Consider the following 14,375-nt stretch of genomic DNA (forward strand, 5'->3'; position numbering starts at 1 on the left):
GCGCGGAACATGTCCCAATCGTCTATTTCCGCCGCGTCCTCGGCCAATGCGGCCCGGCGTGGCAGCGCGGTGTCGCGGCGAATCCTGATCGGCCTTGGCTGGCTGGTATTTGCGCTGTTTTTGCTGCTGCCGCTGTTTATCGTGGTGTCCCAGGGCCTGAAGAATGGCCTCGGCGCGTTCTTCGCGGCCATCCTCGAACCCGACGCGCTGTCAGCGCTGAAACTCACAGTGATTGCCGTGGCGATTTCGGTGCCGCTCAACGTGGTGTTCGGCGTCAGCGCGGCCTGGTGCGTGAGCAAGTACTCGTTCCGTGGCAAGAGCATCCTGGTGACGCTGATCGACTTGCCGTTCTCGGTATCGCCGGTGATCGCGGGCCTGGTCTATGTGCTGATGTTCGGCGCCCAGGGCTTCTTCGGGCCGTGGTTGCAGGAGCACGATATTCAGATCGTGTTCGCTTTGCCCGGCATCGTGCTGGCGACCATCTTTGTCACCGTGCCGTTCGTGGCCCGTGAGCTGATCCCGCTGATGCAGGAACAGGGCACCCAGGAAGAGGAGGCCGCGCGCCTGCTCGGCGCCAATGGCTGGCAGATGTTCTGGCACGTGACCGTGCCGAACATCAAGTGGGGCCTGATTTACGGCGTGGTGTTGTGTACCGCACGGGCCATGGGTGAATTCGGCGCGGTGTCGGTGGTGTCCGGGCACATTCGCGGCGTCACCAACACCCTGCCGCTGCACGTCGAGATTCTCTACAACGAATACAACCACGTTGCCGCGTTTGCGGTGGCCAGCCTGTTGCTGATCCTGGCGCTCTTCATCCTGCTGCTCAAGCAGTGGAGCGAGAACCGTATCAACCGCCTGCGTAAAAGCGCCGGTGAGGAATAAGTCATGTCGATCGAAGTCCGTAATGTCAGCAAGAACTTCAACGCCTTCAAGGCCCTGAACAGCATCAATCTGGACATCCAGAGTGGCGAGCTGGTGGCGTTGCTGGGCCCGTCCGGCTGCGGCAAGACCACCTTGCTGCGCATCATTGCCGGGCTGGAAACCCCGGATGACGGCAGCATCGTGTTCCACGGCGAAGACGTCTCCGGCCACGATGTGCGCGATCGCAACGTCGGCTTTGTGTTCCAGCACTACGCGCTGTTCCGCCACATGACCGTGTTCGACAACGTCGCCTTCGGCCTGCGCATGAAACCGAAAAACCAGCGCCCGAGCGAAACTCAGATCGCCGCCAAGGTTCACGAGCTGCTGAACATGGTGCAGCTTGATTGGCTGTCGGATCGCTACCCGGAACAACTCTCGGGCGGCCAGCGCCAGCGCATCGCCCTGGCGCGCGCCCTGGCGGTCGAGCCCAAGGTGCTGCTGCTGGATGAGCCGTTCGGCGCCCTCGATGCCAAGGTGCGTAAAGAGCTGCGCCGCTGGCTGGCGCGTCTGCACGAAGACATCAACCTGACCTCGGTGTTCGTGACCCACGACCAGGAAGAGGCCATGGAAGTCGCCGACCGCATCGTGGTGATGAACAAAGGCGTGATCGAGCAGATCGGCTCACCGGGTGAAGTCTACGAAAATCCGGCCAGCGATTTTGTGTATCACTTCCTCGGTGACTCCAACCGCCTGCACCTGGGCGAAGACCAGCACGTGCTGTTCCGCCCGCACGAAGTGTCGCTGTCGCGCCATGAGCTGGAGGATCACCATGCGGCCGAGGTGCGCGATATTCGCCCGCTGGGCGCAACCACGCGGGTGACGTTGAAGGTCGAAGGCCAGAGCGAGCTGATCGAAGCCGAAGTGGTGAAAGACCACGACAGCCTGACCGGCCTGGCGCGCGGGGAGACGTTATTCTTCAAACCCAAGGTCTGGCAAAAAGTCTGAAAACGCCGCCATACCCAATGTGAAAATCGGGCCAATGTGGGAGGGGCTTGCTCCCGATAGCGGTGTATCAGCCACCTATTCAGTAGCTGACCCACTGCCATCGGGAGCGATCCCCCTCCCACATTCAGACTTCACTTGGTTTTAGATCACGGCGTGCCATTGGCCCGGAGCGCGCTTCGATCTGCTGTTTCAGCTCGCGTCGCAACCCCAGCAAAAACGCCGCCTCCACCACCACGAACAACGGCCCCACAATCAGCCCCGACACATCATCCACAAACGCGGGCTTGCGGCCTTCGTAGTAGTGCCCGACAAACTGAATCACCCAGCCCACCACGAACAGACCGATGCCGCTGCTCAGCCACACCAGGGTGCTCTGCGCGGCCAGCGCGTGCCCGGCCCACACCGACAAGCCCATCAGCACCGTCATCAGCACGCCCAGGGCCAGTTCCAGGCGCAGGTAAAACCACGCCGAAAACAATGCCACGATCACCGCCGGTGAAATCCACAGACCGCCGACTGTCCATTCGGGGCGCGACAACAGCACGGCCACCGCCACCACAATCAACGGAATACCGATGAAGTGGCTGGCGATATTGCGCGGGTCACGGTGGTAGGCGGCGTACTGGCTGAGGTGGTCGACGAGGCTTTTCATTGTTGTTCCTCCTGTAGGATGTTTGATCATGCCCCGTCAGCCTGCGCCTGACTGTCAGCTGGGCGACAATCTTCGGAGTTCTCATGGACGTAGAGAAATGGCACGCCCGCCTGGCCAGCGGTCACTGGTTCAGCCATTTGCCGGTAGCGCTACAGCGTAGTCTGCTGGCGACAGCGCGGCTGCGCACGCTCACGGCGGGGCAGTGCCTGTTCAAGCGCGGCGACCCGCCCTGCGGCCTGTACGCGGTGCTCGAAGGCGCAGTGCGCATCAGCGCGGTGAATGCTCAAGGCAAGGAGGCGGTGTTGAGCCTGGTGGAAACGCCTTACTGGTTCGGCGAAATCTGCCTGTTCGATAACCTGCCGCGCACCCACGATGCCCTGGCCATGGGGCCATGCACGTTGTTGCAGGTGCCGCAGGCGGCGATGCTCGACCTCCTCGAAGACCATCCGGCGTATTGGCGCGACGTGGCCCTATTGATGAGCCACAAACTGCGCCTGTCGTTGATCAATATCGAACAGATGAGCCTGATGCCCGCGTCTGCGCGCCTGGCCCATCGATTGCTGATGATCGCCGAGGGCTACGGCGAAATAGACCAGGCGCGCCGCACATTGCAACTGCCCCAGGAGGACTTGGCGGCAATGCTGGGCCTGTCGCGCCAGACCACCAACAGCCTGCTCAAGGCGCTGGAGCAACAGGGCATCATCGGCTTGAGTTACGGCGCGATTGAAGTGCTGGACCTGCCAGGTCTGCGGCAGGTCGCCGGGCCATGAACTACGAGCCGCGATAGGTGGAGAACCCGTAAGGGCTCAGCAACAGCGGGATGTGGTAATGCTGGTCGGCCTGCTTGACCTGGAAAATCACCGGGACTTCCGGGAAAAACGTCTCGCGGTTGGCCTTTTTGTAATAGTCGCCAGTCTTGAACACCACGCGGTATTCACCCGGCGTCATGCTGCGGTTGGCGGGGAACAGTTCGGCGATGCGTCCTTGCTGGTTGGTGATGCCTGCGGACAGCGATTGCCATTGCTCGCCCACGTGCTGCTCCAGGGTGACGTTCACGCCGGCACTCGGCAGGCCGTTTTCCAGGTTGAGCACATGTACGCTCAACGGGTTGCCGTCGGCCTGGGCCAGGGTGCACAGGCCGCTGAGGCTGAGGGCGGCGAGGGTCATGCTGAGGGTTTTCATCGAGAAGTCCTTTTGTAGGAGTTGGAATCAGAGGGAAGTTTTCAGGCCCAGTTGCTCGGCGGCCTGAAGTGCGCAGGACTCGTCCTGTGCTGCGCCGCCGGCACCGGCAACGCCCAGCGCGCCGACCAGCTCAGCGTCGGCGAACAGCGGCACGCCGCCACCGAGCAACAGCAACTCGGGCAAGCTGTTAAGGTTGGCGGCTTCGGGGTTGTTGCGCGCCCGTTCGGCAAACAGCCGGGTCGGGGTTTTGGTCGACAGCGCGGTGTACGCCTTGCGCTGGCTGGCGAGGCTGTTGTGCGGCCCGACGCCGTCCGCCCGCAGGCCCAGCAGCAGGTTGCCGCCACGGTCGAGGACGGTCAGCGCGGCGCTGCAATGGGTGAGGCTCGCATCGGCCAGTTGGCGCGCGGTGTGCAAATCCAGCGTGGCGTAGCGGGGCAGTTGCGGCGTCGCCAGGGCTGCGGTGCAGACGGCGAGGCTGAGGAACAGGGCAGTGCGATGCATGGTGATGGCTCCAGAAAGCAGGCCGTCACGGTAGCCAGTGAACGTGGTCAGAAGCCGCACAATTTGATGACAGGTTTGTAATCAAACCCAGAGGTAAGGCATGCAGGTGTTGTTAGTGGAAGACCAGCCCGAGCTGGCGCAGCGTATGGCCCAGGGCTTGAGCGAAGCGGGCTTCGGCGTGGAAGTCGCGGCCAACGGCATGGCGGCGCAGCGGTTTGTGGAAAGCACCGTGTACGACCTGGTGATCCTGGATGTGATGCTGCCCGGGCTGAACGCCTGGAAGCTGCAGCAGGCCATTCGGCAGCGCGGCGACACACCGGTACTGTTCCTGACCACGCCGGGCGGGATCGAAGATCGCCTGCGCGGGTTGGAGTTGCATGAGGATGACTACCTGCTCAAACCGTTCGAGGCCAGGACGTTGGTGGCGCGGGTGAGGAAGCTGTTGCGGCGTGATCGCGGGCGCTGACTGATCCGGCATTTGCAGTGCGTGCACCATTGCTATCGGGGGCAAGCCCCCTCCCACAGTTTGATCTGTGAACACATTCAAGTGGGGAGCAAGTTTTCCCTGTTTAGCTTTGTGAATACAGTCAAATGTGGGAGGGGGCTTGCTCCCGATGAGGCCCCCAAAAACACCCTACATCCCGCTATCGCAACCCATCCCTGAACTGCCCCGGCGTCATCCCCGTCCAGCGCTTGAACGCCCGGCTGAAACTGCTGGTATCGGCAAACCCCAACAGATGACTGATCTCAGCCAATGAGCACTGCGGATCGCGCAAATGCTGCAGCGCCAGATTCTCCCGGCACTCGTTGAGCAGCGCATCAAAGCGACACCCCTCATCCGCCAGATGCCGCTGCAGGCTGCGCAGGCTCAAGTGCAGCGCCTGGGCAATGCGCTCGGCGCCCGGCTCGCCGTCGGGCAACTGCGCCTCGATGGCGGCGCGTACCTTGCGCTCCCAGGTCAGCGGTTGCAGTTGCGCCAGGGTGCGCTTGAGCACGGTTTCGTTGTGTTCGGCCAGTTCCGGGTTGGCGTCGTCCAGGTGGCTGTCGAAATCGTGGGCGGCGAACTCCAGGCGGTCCTCCTCAGCGCCAAAAAACACCGGCGCGCGGAACACCGTGTGCCACGGGCCGGCATCGGCCGGTTCGGCACGGCGCAGGTACACGGCCAACGGCGCATAGTCGCGGCCCAGGCGGTTGCGGCAGGTGCGCACATAGATCGCCGCAAACGCATCGATGGCTTCCGGTGCCGGTGCCGGGCTGCCTTCGGGTTGCAGCAGGCGAAAGCTGTAGTGATCGCCGTGACGGGTCAGCTCCAGGCTCAGCGCATCGCTGACCACCTGGTGATAGCGCACGATGCGCTCGAACACCTCACGCAGACTGCCGCTGGCCACCAGTGCGTAACCCAGCGCGTGAAAGGTGGTGGGGCTGACAAACCGCGACACCCGCAAACCAATTGCCGGGTCACCGCTGGCCTGCACCGCCAGCGCCCACAGGCGCGTGGTGGCCGACAGCGGATAGCGCGCATTGGGGTCGTCCATCTGCTGCGGGTCGAGCCCGGCCTGCACGCACAGCGCGGCGCTGTCCAGGCCCAGGGCATCGAGCTGCTTGCGCAGGGCGCGGGTCCAGCTGGCGAGGGACGTGGGTTCGGTCATGATGATTGGCGCTTGCGGTCAACAGGTTGGCGTGTGGAGCTGATGCCCTGACGTACCGCGTGAGTCAGGATACATCCATCAATAAACAGAGGATGGGAGCATGGACGGTACTTCTGCAAGCCCCCGGCAGATGAACGCGCAACAGCGTGCGGCGCATATCCGTGAAGTGGTGCTGGCCGAAGGCGTGCGCCTGCGCCAGCAGCACCCCTGGCTGTCGCATCAGGACGCCATCGGCGCGGGCATCCTGGCCTTCGCTTTGCTGGGCATGATCGGTTCGGCGGCGCTCTACATCACCGGGTATATGGCCTGGTGGGCTTGCCTGCTGCTCAACGCCTTCCTCGCGTCGCTGACCCACGAGCTGGAACATGACCTGATCCACAGCATGTACTTTCGCAAGCAGCGTGTGCCCCACAACCTGATGATGGGCCTGGTGTGGCTGGCGCGCCCCAGCACCATCAACCCGTGGATACGCCGGCACCTGCACCTCAACCATCACAAGTTCTCCGGCACCGAAGCCGATATGGAAGAGCGCGCCATCACCAATGGCGAGCCTTGGGGCTTTGCGCGTTTGCTGATGGTGGGCGATAACCTGATGTCGGCGTTGATCCGTCTGTTGCGCGCCAACACCTGGGGCCACAAGTTCAAGATCCTCAAGCGTGTCGTGTTGGTCTACGCACCGCTGGCGCTGCTGCATTGGGGCGCGTGGTATGTCTTCCTCGGCTTCCATGCCGCCAACGGCATCGCCAGTCTGCTGGGCGCGCCGATCGAGTGGTCCGTCGGCACCTTGCAGACGATGCAGGTGATCGACATCGCTGCTGTGGTGATCATCGGCCCCAACGTGCTGCGCACCTTTTGCCTGCACTTTGTCAGCTCCAACATGCACTACTACGGCGATGTGGAACTGGGCAATGTGATTCAGCAGACCCAGGTTCTTAACCCCTGGTGGATGTGGCCGTTGCAGGCTTTCTGCTTCAACTTTGGCAGCACCCACGGGATTCACCATTTTGTGGTGAAAGAGCCGTTCTACATCCGCCAGATGACCGCCAAGGTGGGGCATAAGGTCATGGCCGAGATGGGTGTGCGCTTCAATGATTTCGGGACGTTTGCGCGGGCCAATCGGCTGGAGCCGCCTGCGCACGCTTGAAGGTCTTATTGCCCAAATGCATGTGTGGCGAGCGGGCTCGCCCTAATGCCGTTCAGTTAAGGAAAATGTGTGGGCTTATTGTGGCGAGCGGGCTTGCCCCGCGTTGGGGTGCAAGCGCCCCCAATCCAGCGAAACTCGGTGTACCTGATACGGCTCAGCGCCTGGTTTTGGGGCTGCTGCGCAGCCCAACGCAGGACAAGCCTGCTCGCCACAGGGAATTTGCGCTTAAATGAACGGCATTAGCGCTCGCCACTGGAAGATCAGTTGGACGTTAAAGGTCCATCCGCACAGCTCGCCGGGCTGAACAGCCGCGTTACCAGCAGCATCGCCAGCACCGTCACGGTCAGCACGATCCAGGCGCTGACAAAATGCCCGGTGAATTCACGCAGCCAGCCGGTCAGCCACGGCGAAATCGCATTGATCAAAAAGCCCACACCCTGCACGAACGCGGCCAGTTGCCCGGCCCGGCGCGGGTCGCGATGGTGGTCGAGGGTCAGCAGCAGGCTCAGGGCAAAACACGCGCCCAGGCCGAAGCCGCACAGCGCTACCCACAGGTGCGGCAGGGTCTGCGGCGCGAGGATCAATCCCAGATAACCGATGGCCTGCGCTGACAGGCTGATGCCGAGCAGCGGGCGACGGTCGCTGCCACGTTGCGCGAGCACCGGTATCAGCAGCGCGGCGAGTACCTGGAAGATCGTCATGTACGCCAGCAGCGAACCGCTGGGCAGCACGCCCCAGCCCAGTTGCTGATAGTACGCGGGCAGCCAGGCCACCAGGCTCATGTAGCCGCAATTGACCAAGCCGAAATACAGCGCCAGCAGCCAGGCGCGACGATTGCGCAGCCCTTTGAACGCCGGTGCCACTTGCACATTTCTCGCCGCGCCCAGGGGCAACCATGCCCACAACAGCAACGCCCCCAGCGCGGGCAACAGCCATACGCCAAGGCCTGCCTGCCACTGCTGGAAATGCGTGGCCACCACCGGGCTGAGCAACGCTGCCAGCCCGCCGCCGGCCATCAGCGAGGCCGAATACACGCCCATCGCCACCGGCACGCGCTGGTGAAATTCACGTTTGATCATCGCCGGCACCAGCGTCTGGATCAGCGCCACCCCCGCGCCGCCCAGCAGCGCCGTCATCAGCAGCGCCGTCATCAGCAGCGCCGACGCCTGGCCCAGTACCCAGCGCGCCAGGCACGCCAGCAGAATCATTATCAGGCCCAGGGCGATGCCACGGCGCTCACCCAAACGCGCCTCCACACGCACGCCCACCAGCGCCACCAAGCCCATGCACACCACCGGCAAACTGGTGAGCAGGGCGCTGCTCTGAAAACTCAGCCCCGTCGCCTGGCGAATCTCGCCGAGCAATGGGCTGATGGAACTGAGGATCGGCCGCAGATTAAGACCCAGCACCACCAGCAGACCCCAGCCGGCAAGTCGGCCCGCGAGTGAAGAATTAAGCGTCATGCAGATCTGTCCCTGAACATCAAACAACACCCAGTATGAAGAGCCCGGCTCCAACTTGCAGCTTGCCGCTTAAATTTTGAAGCTGCGTTTCAGTTATTAATAAATAGCTTCTTATTCCTTAACGAATATAAACCGCGTCCCTATACTGGCCAGCAACGTTAAACGCTGCAGGAGGGCACACCCATGCACAGCGAGTCGATTCGTTACCTGATCGTGCCGGGCTGGCAAGGATCGCCAGAAGATCATTGGCAAACCCATTGGCAAAACAGCCTGCCCAACAGTTCACGCGTGGAGCAGGCCGACTGGCTCACTCCGCGTCGCGAAGACTGGGTGGCCGCACTGGCCGAAGCCATCGCGGCCGACAGCACGCCGGTGATCCTGATTGCCCACAGCCTGGGCTGCATCACCGTCGCCCACTGGGCGGCCACCGCGCCCGTGCACTTTTTGCGGCAGGTGCGCGGTGCCTTGCTGGTGGCGCCAGCCGATGTGGAGCGCCCGGCTTGCGCCCCGGCCCTGCGCAACTTCGCGCCGATTCCGTCCGATTTGCTGCCGTTTCCCAGTCAGGTGGTCAGCTCCGACAACGACAGTGCCGTCAGCGCCCCGCGCGCCCTGGAACTGGCCCGCAACTGGGGTGCCGAAGCGGGCATCTTGTCCGGTGCCGGGCATATCAATGTGAAGTCTGGTCACCGGCGCTGGGAGCAGGGCTTCGCCTACCTCTATCGCCTGCAAAGTCGCCTCGAACACCACGCCCGGCGCAGTGCATAATTTTTTCAACGTCCCGTCCCGAACGGATGGGACGGGAGCCTGCCATGAGTCTGCATGAAACCTTCGGCCAGCCACTGCTGACCTTCCCCGATGCCGAAAAGAGCCCGCTGAGCATCCGCGCCAAGGCACTGGTGTTTGTCGACCCACGTTCGCGGCAATTGCGCGAAGACCTCGAAAGCCTGGCCCCACGCGCCTTGCCCGTGTTGATTCGCGGCGAGACCGGCAGCGGCAAGGAGCTGCTGGCGCGGCATATCCACCGAGGCAGTGATCGCAGCGGGCTGTTTGTGTCGGTCAACTGCGGCGCGATCAGCCCCACCTACGCCGATGCCGAATTGTTCGGCTATGCGGCAGGCAGCCACAGCGGTGCGGTGAGCAGCCGCGCTGGCTGGTTTGGCTCGGCCAATGGCGGCACCTTGTACCTGGATGAGATCGGTGACCTGCCGCTGCCGATCCAGGTCAAGTTGCTTGCGGCCCTGGAAAACCATGAAGTCACCCGCGTCGGTGCCCAGCAGCCAAGCCCGGTGGACGTGCGCCTGGTGGCGGCTACCAGCATCGACCTGGCCCAGGCGGTGGCGGCCGGCAAATTCAATGAGCGGCTGTTTCATTACCTGAGCGAAGGCAAGCTGGAGTTGCCGGCGCTGCGCGAGCGGGTGGGCGACATCCTGTCCCTGGCCGAATATTTCCTCGGCATCTACAGTCAACGCCTGGAGTTGCCGGTGCCGCTGATCAGCGAGGCGGCCCAGCGCGTGCTGGAACAGCACAGCTGGCCGGGCAATACCCGTGAGCTGGAAAACGTTATTCACTTCGCGTTACTGGTGAGCAGCGGCGATGAGATCCTGCCGGAGCATTTGAACCTGCCGGTGGCGGGTTCTGCGCTGGAACAAGTACGACGGATTTACCAGAGCGCCAGCCCTGCCGAGCAGGAAACCCTGCTGAAATTCCTGCATGAGCAAAATGGAATATCAACGTGAATAAAAGATATTGTTCGGGAATAAAAAATATCGGTATTGTCCGCTTCACGCCGCGATAGCACATCGCTGGCACCTTACATAAAAACGGTCGTCAGAGACGCCCCGCACTTTCGATTAAGGACACTGCATGAAAAAGGTTTTGCTGTTTACCGCATTGGCGGCTGCCCTGACTGCCGGCTTCGCCCAGGCCAACGAGAAACTGGTGGTGGCCGCCACCCCGGTGCCGCACGCCGAGATCCTCGAGCTGGTCAAGCCGACCCTGGCCAAGGAAGGCGTGGACCTGCAGGTCAAGGTCTTCACCGACTACGTACAGCCCAACGTGCAAGTGGCCGAGAAGCGTCTGGACGCCAACTACTTCCAGACCCTGCCGTACCTGGAAAACTTCAACAAGGGCAAGGGCACCAACCTGGTCACCGTGATCGGCGTGCACGTTGAACCCTTCGGCGCTTACTCGAAAAAGATCAAGAAAATCGAAGACCTCAAGGACGGCGCCACCGTTGCCATCCCGAACGAGGGCTCCAACAGCGGCCGTGCCCTGCTGCTGCTGCAAAAGAACGGCGTGATCACCCTGAAAGACCCAACCAATGCGCTGTCCACGCCAAAAGACATCGCCAGCAACCCGAAACACCTGAAGTTCCGCGAGCTGGAATCGGCATTGCTGCCACGCATGCTCGACCAGGTTGACCTGGCGCTGATCAACACCAACTACGCCCTGGAAGCCGGCCTCAATCCGGCCAAGGACGCGCTGATCATCGAAGACGCCAAGTCGCCGTACGTGAACTTCCTGGTGGCCCGCCCGGACAACAAGGACAGCGATGCCATCCAGAAACTGGCCAAGGCGCTGACCAGCCCGGAAGTGAAAGCCTTCATCGAGAAAAAATACGGCGGCGCGGTCGTGCCGGCGTTCTGATGTAACGCAAAACCCCTTCAAGGTTTCAACGCCGACGGCTTCTACAGCGTCGGCGTTTTTTTGTTTAAGACCCAATCAAAACTGTGGGAGGGGTCTTCATCCGGGCCATCAGGACAGTTGCTCCCACCTTTGGGGGGTTCAGTGTTTCGAGAGATATGAATATGCTTTTTAGGTATTTAAATTTTTATTTTTATACCTTTAAAGTTCGCGCTACCCGGCGTCACCCGCGCCGGAATGGACTGCGCTCGCTGATGACCTTCGATTTCACTTTTATTCTCGGCACCCTGCCAACGTTTCTCAAAGCCGTGGGCGTGACGTTGCAAGTGGGCCTGATCGCCATTGCCACTTCCCTGCTGGTAGCGCTGATCAACGCCGCGCTGCTGGTGTTTCGCACGCCGTATCTGGCGCGCCTGGTTGCGTGGTATGTGGAGCTGGCGCGCAACACGCCGCTGCTGATCCAGCTGTTTTTCGTGTACTTCGCGTTGCCGGCCCTGGGTGTGAACATCTCCGGGTTCTGGGCGGCAATCATCACCATGACGTTCCTCGGCGGCGCTTACCTCACCGAAGTGCTGCGCGCCGGTGTGGAGGCGGTGCCGCTGGCGCAGATCGAGTCGGGCAAGTCCATCGGCCTGTCCGACTGGCAACTGCTGCGCCATGTGATCCTGCCTCAGGCGGGGATCCTCAGCCTGCCGGCGCTGTTCGCCAACTTCATCTTCCTGCTCAAGGAGACCACCGTGGTCTCGGCCGTGGCGGTGCCGGAGATTCTCTACACCACCAAGAGCTACATCGCCCTCTACTACAAAACCTACGAAATGCTCGCCGTGCTGACGCTGATTTGTGTGCTGTTGTTCCTGCCGCTGTCGCTGTTGCTCAGCCGCCTGGAAAGGAGGCTCCAGCATGGCCAGTTCGGGTCTTGAATTGTTGTGGGTGTCGTTGCCGCAACTGGGCAAGGGCGCCGCGCAAACCCTGTCGATTTCGTTGTTGAGCATCGCCTTCAGCACTGTCGGGGGCGTGCTCTATGGCGTGCTGCGTACCTTGAACAACACGCTGATCAACGCGGTGCTGCGGGTGTACCTGGAGCTGTTTCGCGCGATCCCGGTGCTGGTGTGGCTGTACCTGCTGTTTTTTGGTTTGCCGATTTTCTTCGGCCTGAGCATTCCAAGCTTCTGGTGTGCGGTGCTGGTGCTGTCGCTATGGGGCGCCAGCGAGGTGGGCGAAGTGGTGCGCGGTGCGTTGCATTCGTTGCCGCGCGGCCAGCGTGAGGCGGGCTTGTCGATTGGCTTGTCCGATACCCAGCTTTACGGCTACGTGCTGCTGCCCCAGGCGCTCAAACGCATGACACCGCCGACCATCAACGTCTACACGCGCCTGATTAAGACCAGTTCCCTGTCCGTACTGATCGGCGTGGTGGACGTGATCAAGGTCGGCCAGCAAATCATCGAGCGCACCTATGAGTCGGTGTTGATCTACGGCGCGCTGTTCCTGTTTTTCTTCCTTATCTGCTACCCGTTGTCGGCCGCCTCCAAGGTGCTGGAACGGCGCTGGGCCCACGCATGAGAGCATTGATCGAGTTCCAGGGTTTCAACAAATTCTTCGGCGAGGCGCAGGTGCTCAAGGGCATCGACCTGCGCGTGCACAGCGGCGAAGTGGTGGTGATCCTCGGCCCCAGTGGCTGCGGCAAAAGCACCTTGCTGCGCTGCCTCAACGGTCTGGAAGTCGCCCACAGCGGCAGCCTGCGTTTTGCAGGAAAAGAACTGCTGGATAAAACCACCGATTGGCGCCAGGTGCGCCAGGACGTCGGCATGGTGTTCCAGAGCTATCACCTGTTCCCGCACATGAGCGTGCTCGACAACATCCTGCTTGGTCCGCTGAAAGTGCAAAAACGCCAGCCCGGCGAGGCCCGTGCCCAGGCCGAGCAACTGCTGGAACGGGTGGGCCTGGCCGACAAGCGCGACGCCTATCCGCGCCAGCTCTCCGGCGGCCAGCAGCAACGCATCGCCATCGTCCGCTCGTTGTGCATGAACCCCCAGGTGATGCTGTTTGACGAAGTCACCGCCGCCCTCGACCCGGAGATGGTCAAGGAGGTGCTGGAAGTAATCCAGGACCTGGCGCGCGATGGCATGACCCTGCTGATTGTCACCCACGAAATGGCCTTCGCCCGCGCCGTCGCCGACCGCGTGGTGTTCATGGAGGCCGGTCGCATCCTCGAACACAACACCCCCGAGGCATTCTTTACGAACCCGCAGACCGCACGCGCGCAGCAGTTCCTGGAGAAGTTCTCCTTTGTTTCAACACTGCCCAAAAAAACCAGGGAACCTGCGCTGCCATGAAAAAATTACTGCTGCCACTGTTTGCCCTCGCACTGCTTGCCGGCTGCGACAAGAAGACCGAAACACCCGACAAACCGGCTGCCGCTGTAAGCGCCATCGACAAGATCAAGGCGCGCGACAAGCTGATCGTCGGCGTCTTCACCGACAAGCCGCCGTTCGGTTTCGTGGATGAAGCCGGCCGCTATGTGGGCTTTGATACCGACATCGGCCGCCAATTCGCCAAGGACCTGCTGGGCGATGAAAACAAAGTCGAGTTCGTTGCCGTCGAGCCCGCCAGCCGGATTCCGTTCCTGCAAAGCGACAAGGTCGACCTGATCCTCGCCAACATGACCGTGACCCCGGAGCGCAAGGAAGCGGTGGACTTCACCAACCCCAACCTCAAAGTGGCGGTGCAGGCCCTGGTGCCCCAGGGCAGCTCGGTGAAAACGCTGGATGACCTAGCCAGCCGCACCACCATCGTCACCACCGGCACCACCGCCGATATCTGGCTGACCAAAAACCACCCGGACTGGAAACTGCTCAAGTTCGAGAAAAACTCCGAGTCGCTGCAAGCGCTGTCGGCCGGGCGTGGCGATGCGTATGCCCAGGACAACCTGGTGCTGTTCAGCTGGGCCAAGCAGAACCCGGGCTATCGCGTCCTGGACGAGAAACTGGGCGATGAAGCGCCGATTGCGCCAGCGGTGAAGAAGGGCAATATCGAACTGCGTGACTGGGTGAATGTGGAGCTGGCCAAGCTGGGCGAGGAGAAGTTTTTGCTCAAGCTGTACGACCAATATGTGCGCAAGGAATTGAGCGATGACACCAAGCCTGAAAGTGTGATTGTCGAAGGCGGCAAGTGGCAGGGCTGATTATTCATTGATGGTCATGGCCTCATCGGGGGCAAGCCCCCTCCCACATTGGGTCGCGTTCAACTCGGTCCAGTGTGGGAGGGGGCTTGCCCCC

The 14,375-nt window shown here is 61.9% G+C and carries 17 protein-coding genes; 12 read left to right on the forward strand and 5 right to left on the reverse strand.

All coding sequences use genetic code 11. The features are described from left to right. Positions 1–9: 9 nt before the first annotated feature. The gene (cysW, locus tag VRB54_RS00890) at positions 10–882 is read left to right on the forward strand and encodes a sulfate ABC transporter permease subunit CysW (protein ID WP_338479167.1); all 873 of its coding nucleotides are present in this window, start codon (positions 10–12) and stop codon (positions 880–882) included. A 3-nt stretch (positions 883–885) separates the two neighbouring features. Beyond that, positions 886–1,866, forward strand: a complete 981-nt coding sequence (locus VRB54_RS00895) for a sulfate ABC transporter ATP-binding protein (RefSeq protein ID WP_338479168.1) — start codon at positions 886–888, stop codon at positions 1,864–1,866. 124 nt (positions 1,867–1,990) lie between these two features. Here the strand turns inward: VRB54_RS00895 and VRB54_RS00900 are convergent, their stop codons facing one another. Continuing rightward, positions 1,991–2,518, reverse strand: a complete 528-nt coding sequence (locus VRB54_RS00900) for a DUF962 domain-containing protein (protein ID WP_338479169.1) — start codon at positions 2,516–2,518, stop codon at positions 1,991–1,993. 83 nt (positions 2,519–2,601) lie between these two features. Between VRB54_RS00900 and VRB54_RS00905 the strand changes: the two genes are divergently transcribed. Beyond that, positions 2,602–3,288, forward strand: coding sequence for a Crp/Fnr family transcriptional regulator (locus tag VRB54_RS00905; RefSeq protein ID WP_338479170.1), 687 nt, complete (start codon positions 2,602–2,604; stop codon positions 3,286–3,288). Between the two features lies 1 nt (position 3,289). Here the strand turns inward: VRB54_RS00905 and uraH are convergent, their stop codons facing one another. Beyond that, positions 3,290–3,700 carry a hydroxyisourate hydrolase gene (gene uraH / locus VRB54_RS00910; protein WP_338479171.1) on the reverse strand — a complete coding sequence of 137 codons (411 nt, stop codon included), beginning with the start codon at positions 3,698–3,700 and terminating at the stop codon, positions 3,290–3,292. Positions 3,701–3,727: 27 nt separating this feature from the next. Beyond that, positions 3,728–4,201: a GlcG/HbpS family heme-binding protein gene (locus VRB54_RS00915; RefSeq protein ID WP_209987186.1), complete on the reverse strand. Its 474-nt coding sequence runs from the start codon at positions 4,199–4,201 to the stop codon at positions 3,728–3,730. A 100-nt stretch (positions 4,202–4,301) separates the two neighbouring features. Between VRB54_RS00915 and VRB54_RS00920 the strand changes: the two genes are divergently transcribed. Next, positions 4,302–4,667: a response regulator gene (locus tag VRB54_RS00920; RefSeq protein WP_209987189.1), complete on the forward strand. Its 366-nt coding sequence runs from the start codon at positions 4,302–4,304 to the stop codon at positions 4,665–4,667. A 178-nt stretch (positions 4,668–4,845) separates the two neighbouring features. Here the strand turns inward: VRB54_RS00920 and VRB54_RS00925 are convergent, their stop codons facing one another. Continuing rightward, positions 4,846–5,850: an AraC family transcriptional regulator gene (locus tag VRB54_RS00925; RefSeq protein WP_338479174.1), complete on the reverse strand. Its 1,005-nt coding sequence runs from the start codon at positions 5,848–5,850 to the stop codon at positions 4,846–4,848. A gap of 100 nt (positions 5,851–5,950) precedes the next feature. Here VRB54_RS00925 and VRB54_RS00930 point away from each other — a divergent pair, with 100 nt between their 5' ends. Next, positions 5,951–6,994 (forward strand): fatty acid desaturase, encoded by a 1,044-nt coding sequence (locus tag VRB54_RS00930; RefSeq protein ID WP_338479175.1) that lies wholly within the window; start codon positions 5,951–5,953, stop codon positions 6,992–6,994. Between the two features lie 260 nt (positions 6,995–7,254). Here the strand turns inward: VRB54_RS00930 and VRB54_RS00935 are convergent, their stop codons facing one another. Continuing rightward, positions 7,255–8,457, reverse strand: a complete 1,203-nt coding sequence (locus tag VRB54_RS00935; protein ID WP_338479176.1) for a CynX/NimT family MFS transporter — start codon at positions 8,455–8,457, stop codon at positions 7,255–7,257. A 183-nt stretch (positions 8,458–8,640) separates the two neighbouring features. Here VRB54_RS00935 and VRB54_RS00940 point away from each other — a divergent pair, with 183 nt between their 5' ends. The 7 genes from VRB54_RS00940 to VRB54_RS00970 all read left to right on the forward strand — a co-directional run bounded on the left by VRB54_RS00940 (position 8,641) and on the right by VRB54_RS00970 (position 14,281). Beyond that, a complete protein-coding gene (locus VRB54_RS00940; protein WP_338479177.1) occupies positions 8,641–9,222 on the forward strand; it encodes an alpha/beta hydrolase in 582 nt (193 codons plus the stop codon). Between the two features lie 44 nt (positions 9,223–9,266). Next, the gene (locus tag VRB54_RS00945; protein WP_209987203.1) at positions 9,267–10,193 is read left to right on the forward strand and encodes a sigma 54-interacting transcriptional regulator; all 927 of its coding nucleotides are present in this window, start codon (positions 9,267–9,269) and stop codon (positions 10,191–10,193) included. A 127-nt stretch (positions 10,194–10,320) separates the two neighbouring features. After that, positions 10,321–11,103, forward strand: a complete 783-nt coding sequence (locus VRB54_RS00950; RefSeq protein ID WP_338479178.1) for a MetQ/NlpA family ABC transporter substrate-binding protein — start codon at positions 10,321–10,323, stop codon at positions 11,101–11,103. A 251-nt stretch (positions 11,104–11,354) separates the two neighbouring features. Beyond that, positions 11,355–12,020: an amino acid ABC transporter permease gene (locus VRB54_RS00955; protein WP_338479179.1), complete on the forward strand. Its 666-nt coding sequence runs from the start codon at positions 11,355–11,357 to the stop codon at positions 12,018–12,020. Next, complete coding sequence (locus VRB54_RS00960) at positions 12,001–12,660, forward strand: amino acid ABC transporter permease (protein WP_338479180.1); 660 nt, start codon at positions 12,001–12,003, stop codon at positions 12,658–12,660. The genes VRB54_RS00955 and VRB54_RS00960 overlap by 20 nt, the downstream gene beginning before the upstream one ends. Further along, positions 12,657–13,433, forward strand: a complete 777-nt coding sequence (locus VRB54_RS00965; protein ID WP_338479181.1) for an amino acid ABC transporter ATP-binding protein — start codon at positions 12,657–12,659, stop codon at positions 13,431–13,433. Before VRB54_RS00960 ends, VRB54_RS00965 begins: the two co-directional genes overlap by 4 nt. Beyond that, positions 13,430–14,281: a transporter substrate-binding domain-containing protein gene (locus VRB54_RS00970; RefSeq protein ID WP_338479182.1), complete on the forward strand. Its 852-nt coding sequence runs from the start codon at positions 13,430–13,432 to the stop codon at positions 14,279–14,281. The genes VRB54_RS00965 and VRB54_RS00970 overlap by 4 nt, the downstream gene beginning before the upstream one ends. Positions 14,282–14,375: the final 94 nt, after the last annotated feature.

The sequence above is a fragment of the Pseudomonas trivialis genome, assembly GCF_036864995.1.
GTDB lineage: Bacteria > Pseudomonadota > Gammaproteobacteria > Pseudomonadales > Pseudomonadaceae > Aquipseudomonas > Aquipseudomonas trivialis.

What these genes read in the sequence shown, in the direction of transcription:
- VRB54_RS00930 (WP_338479175.1), top strand. Translation starts at nt 5,951, where the DNA reads ATGGACGGTACTTCTGCAAGCCCCCGGCAGATGAACGCGCAACAGCGT.
- VRB54_RS00920 (WP_209987189.1), top strand. Translation starts at nt 4,302, where the DNA reads ATGCAGGTGTTGTTAGTGGAAGACCAGCCCGAGCTGGCGCAGCGTATG.
- VRB54_RS00945 (WP_209987203.1), top strand. Translation starts at nt 9,267, where the DNA reads ATGAGTCTGCATGAAACCTTCGGCCAGCCACTGCTGACCTTCCCCGAT.
- VRB54_RS00965 (WP_338479181.1), top strand. Translation starts at nt 12,657, where the DNA reads ATGAGAGCATTGATCGAGTTCCAGGGTTTCAACAAATTCTTCGGCGAG.
- VRB54_RS00960 (WP_338479180.1), top strand. Translation starts at nt 12,001, where the DNA reads ATGGCCAGTTCGGGTCTTGAATTGTTGTGGGTGTCGTTGCCGCAACTG.
- VRB54_RS00895 (WP_338479168.1), top strand. Translation starts at nt 886, where the DNA reads ATGTCGATCGAAGTCCGTAATGTCAGCAAGAACTTCAACGCCTTCAAG.
- uraH (WP_338479171.1), bottom strand. Translation starts at nt 3,700, where the DNA reads ATGAAAACCCTCAGCATGACCCTCGCCGCCCTCAGCCTCAGCGGCCTG.
- VRB54_RS00900 (WP_338479169.1), bottom strand. Translation starts at nt 2,518, where the DNA reads ATGAAAAGCCTCGTCGACCACCTCAGCCAGTACGCCGCCTACCACCGT.
- VRB54_RS00905 (WP_338479170.1), top strand. Translation starts at nt 2,602, where the DNA reads ATGGACGTAGAGAAATGGCACGCCCGCCTGGCCAGCGGTCACTGGTTC.
- VRB54_RS00935 (WP_338479176.1), bottom strand. Translation starts at nt 8,457, where the DNA reads ATGACGCTTAATTCTTCACTCGCGGGCCGACTTGCCGGCTGGGGTCTG.
- VRB54_RS00940 (WP_338479177.1), top strand. Translation starts at nt 8,641, where the DNA reads ATGCACAGCGAGTCGATTCGTTACCTGATCGTGCCGGGCTGGCAAGGA.
- cysW (WP_338479167.1), top strand. Translation starts at nt 10, where the DNA reads ATGTCCCAATCGTCTATTTCCGCCGCGTCCTCGGCCAATGCGGCCCGG.
- VRB54_RS00925 (WP_338479174.1), bottom strand. Translation starts at nt 5,850, where the DNA reads ATGACCGAACCCACGTCCCTCGCCAGCTGGACCCGCGCCCTGCGCAAG.
- VRB54_RS00955 (WP_338479179.1), top strand. Translation starts at nt 11,355, where the DNA reads ATGACCTTCGATTTCACTTTTATTCTCGGCACCCTGCCAACGTTTCTC.
- VRB54_RS00950 (WP_338479178.1), top strand. Translation starts at nt 10,321, where the DNA reads ATGAAAAAGGTTTTGCTGTTTACCGCATTGGCGGCTGCCCTGACTGCC.
- VRB54_RS00970 (WP_338479182.1), top strand. Translation starts at nt 13,430, where the DNA reads ATGAAAAAATTACTGCTGCCACTGTTTGCCCTCGCACTGCTTGCCGGC.
- VRB54_RS00915 (WP_209987186.1), bottom strand. Translation starts at nt 4,201, where the DNA reads ATGCATCGCACTGCCCTGTTCCTCAGCCTCGCCGTCTGCACCGCAGCC.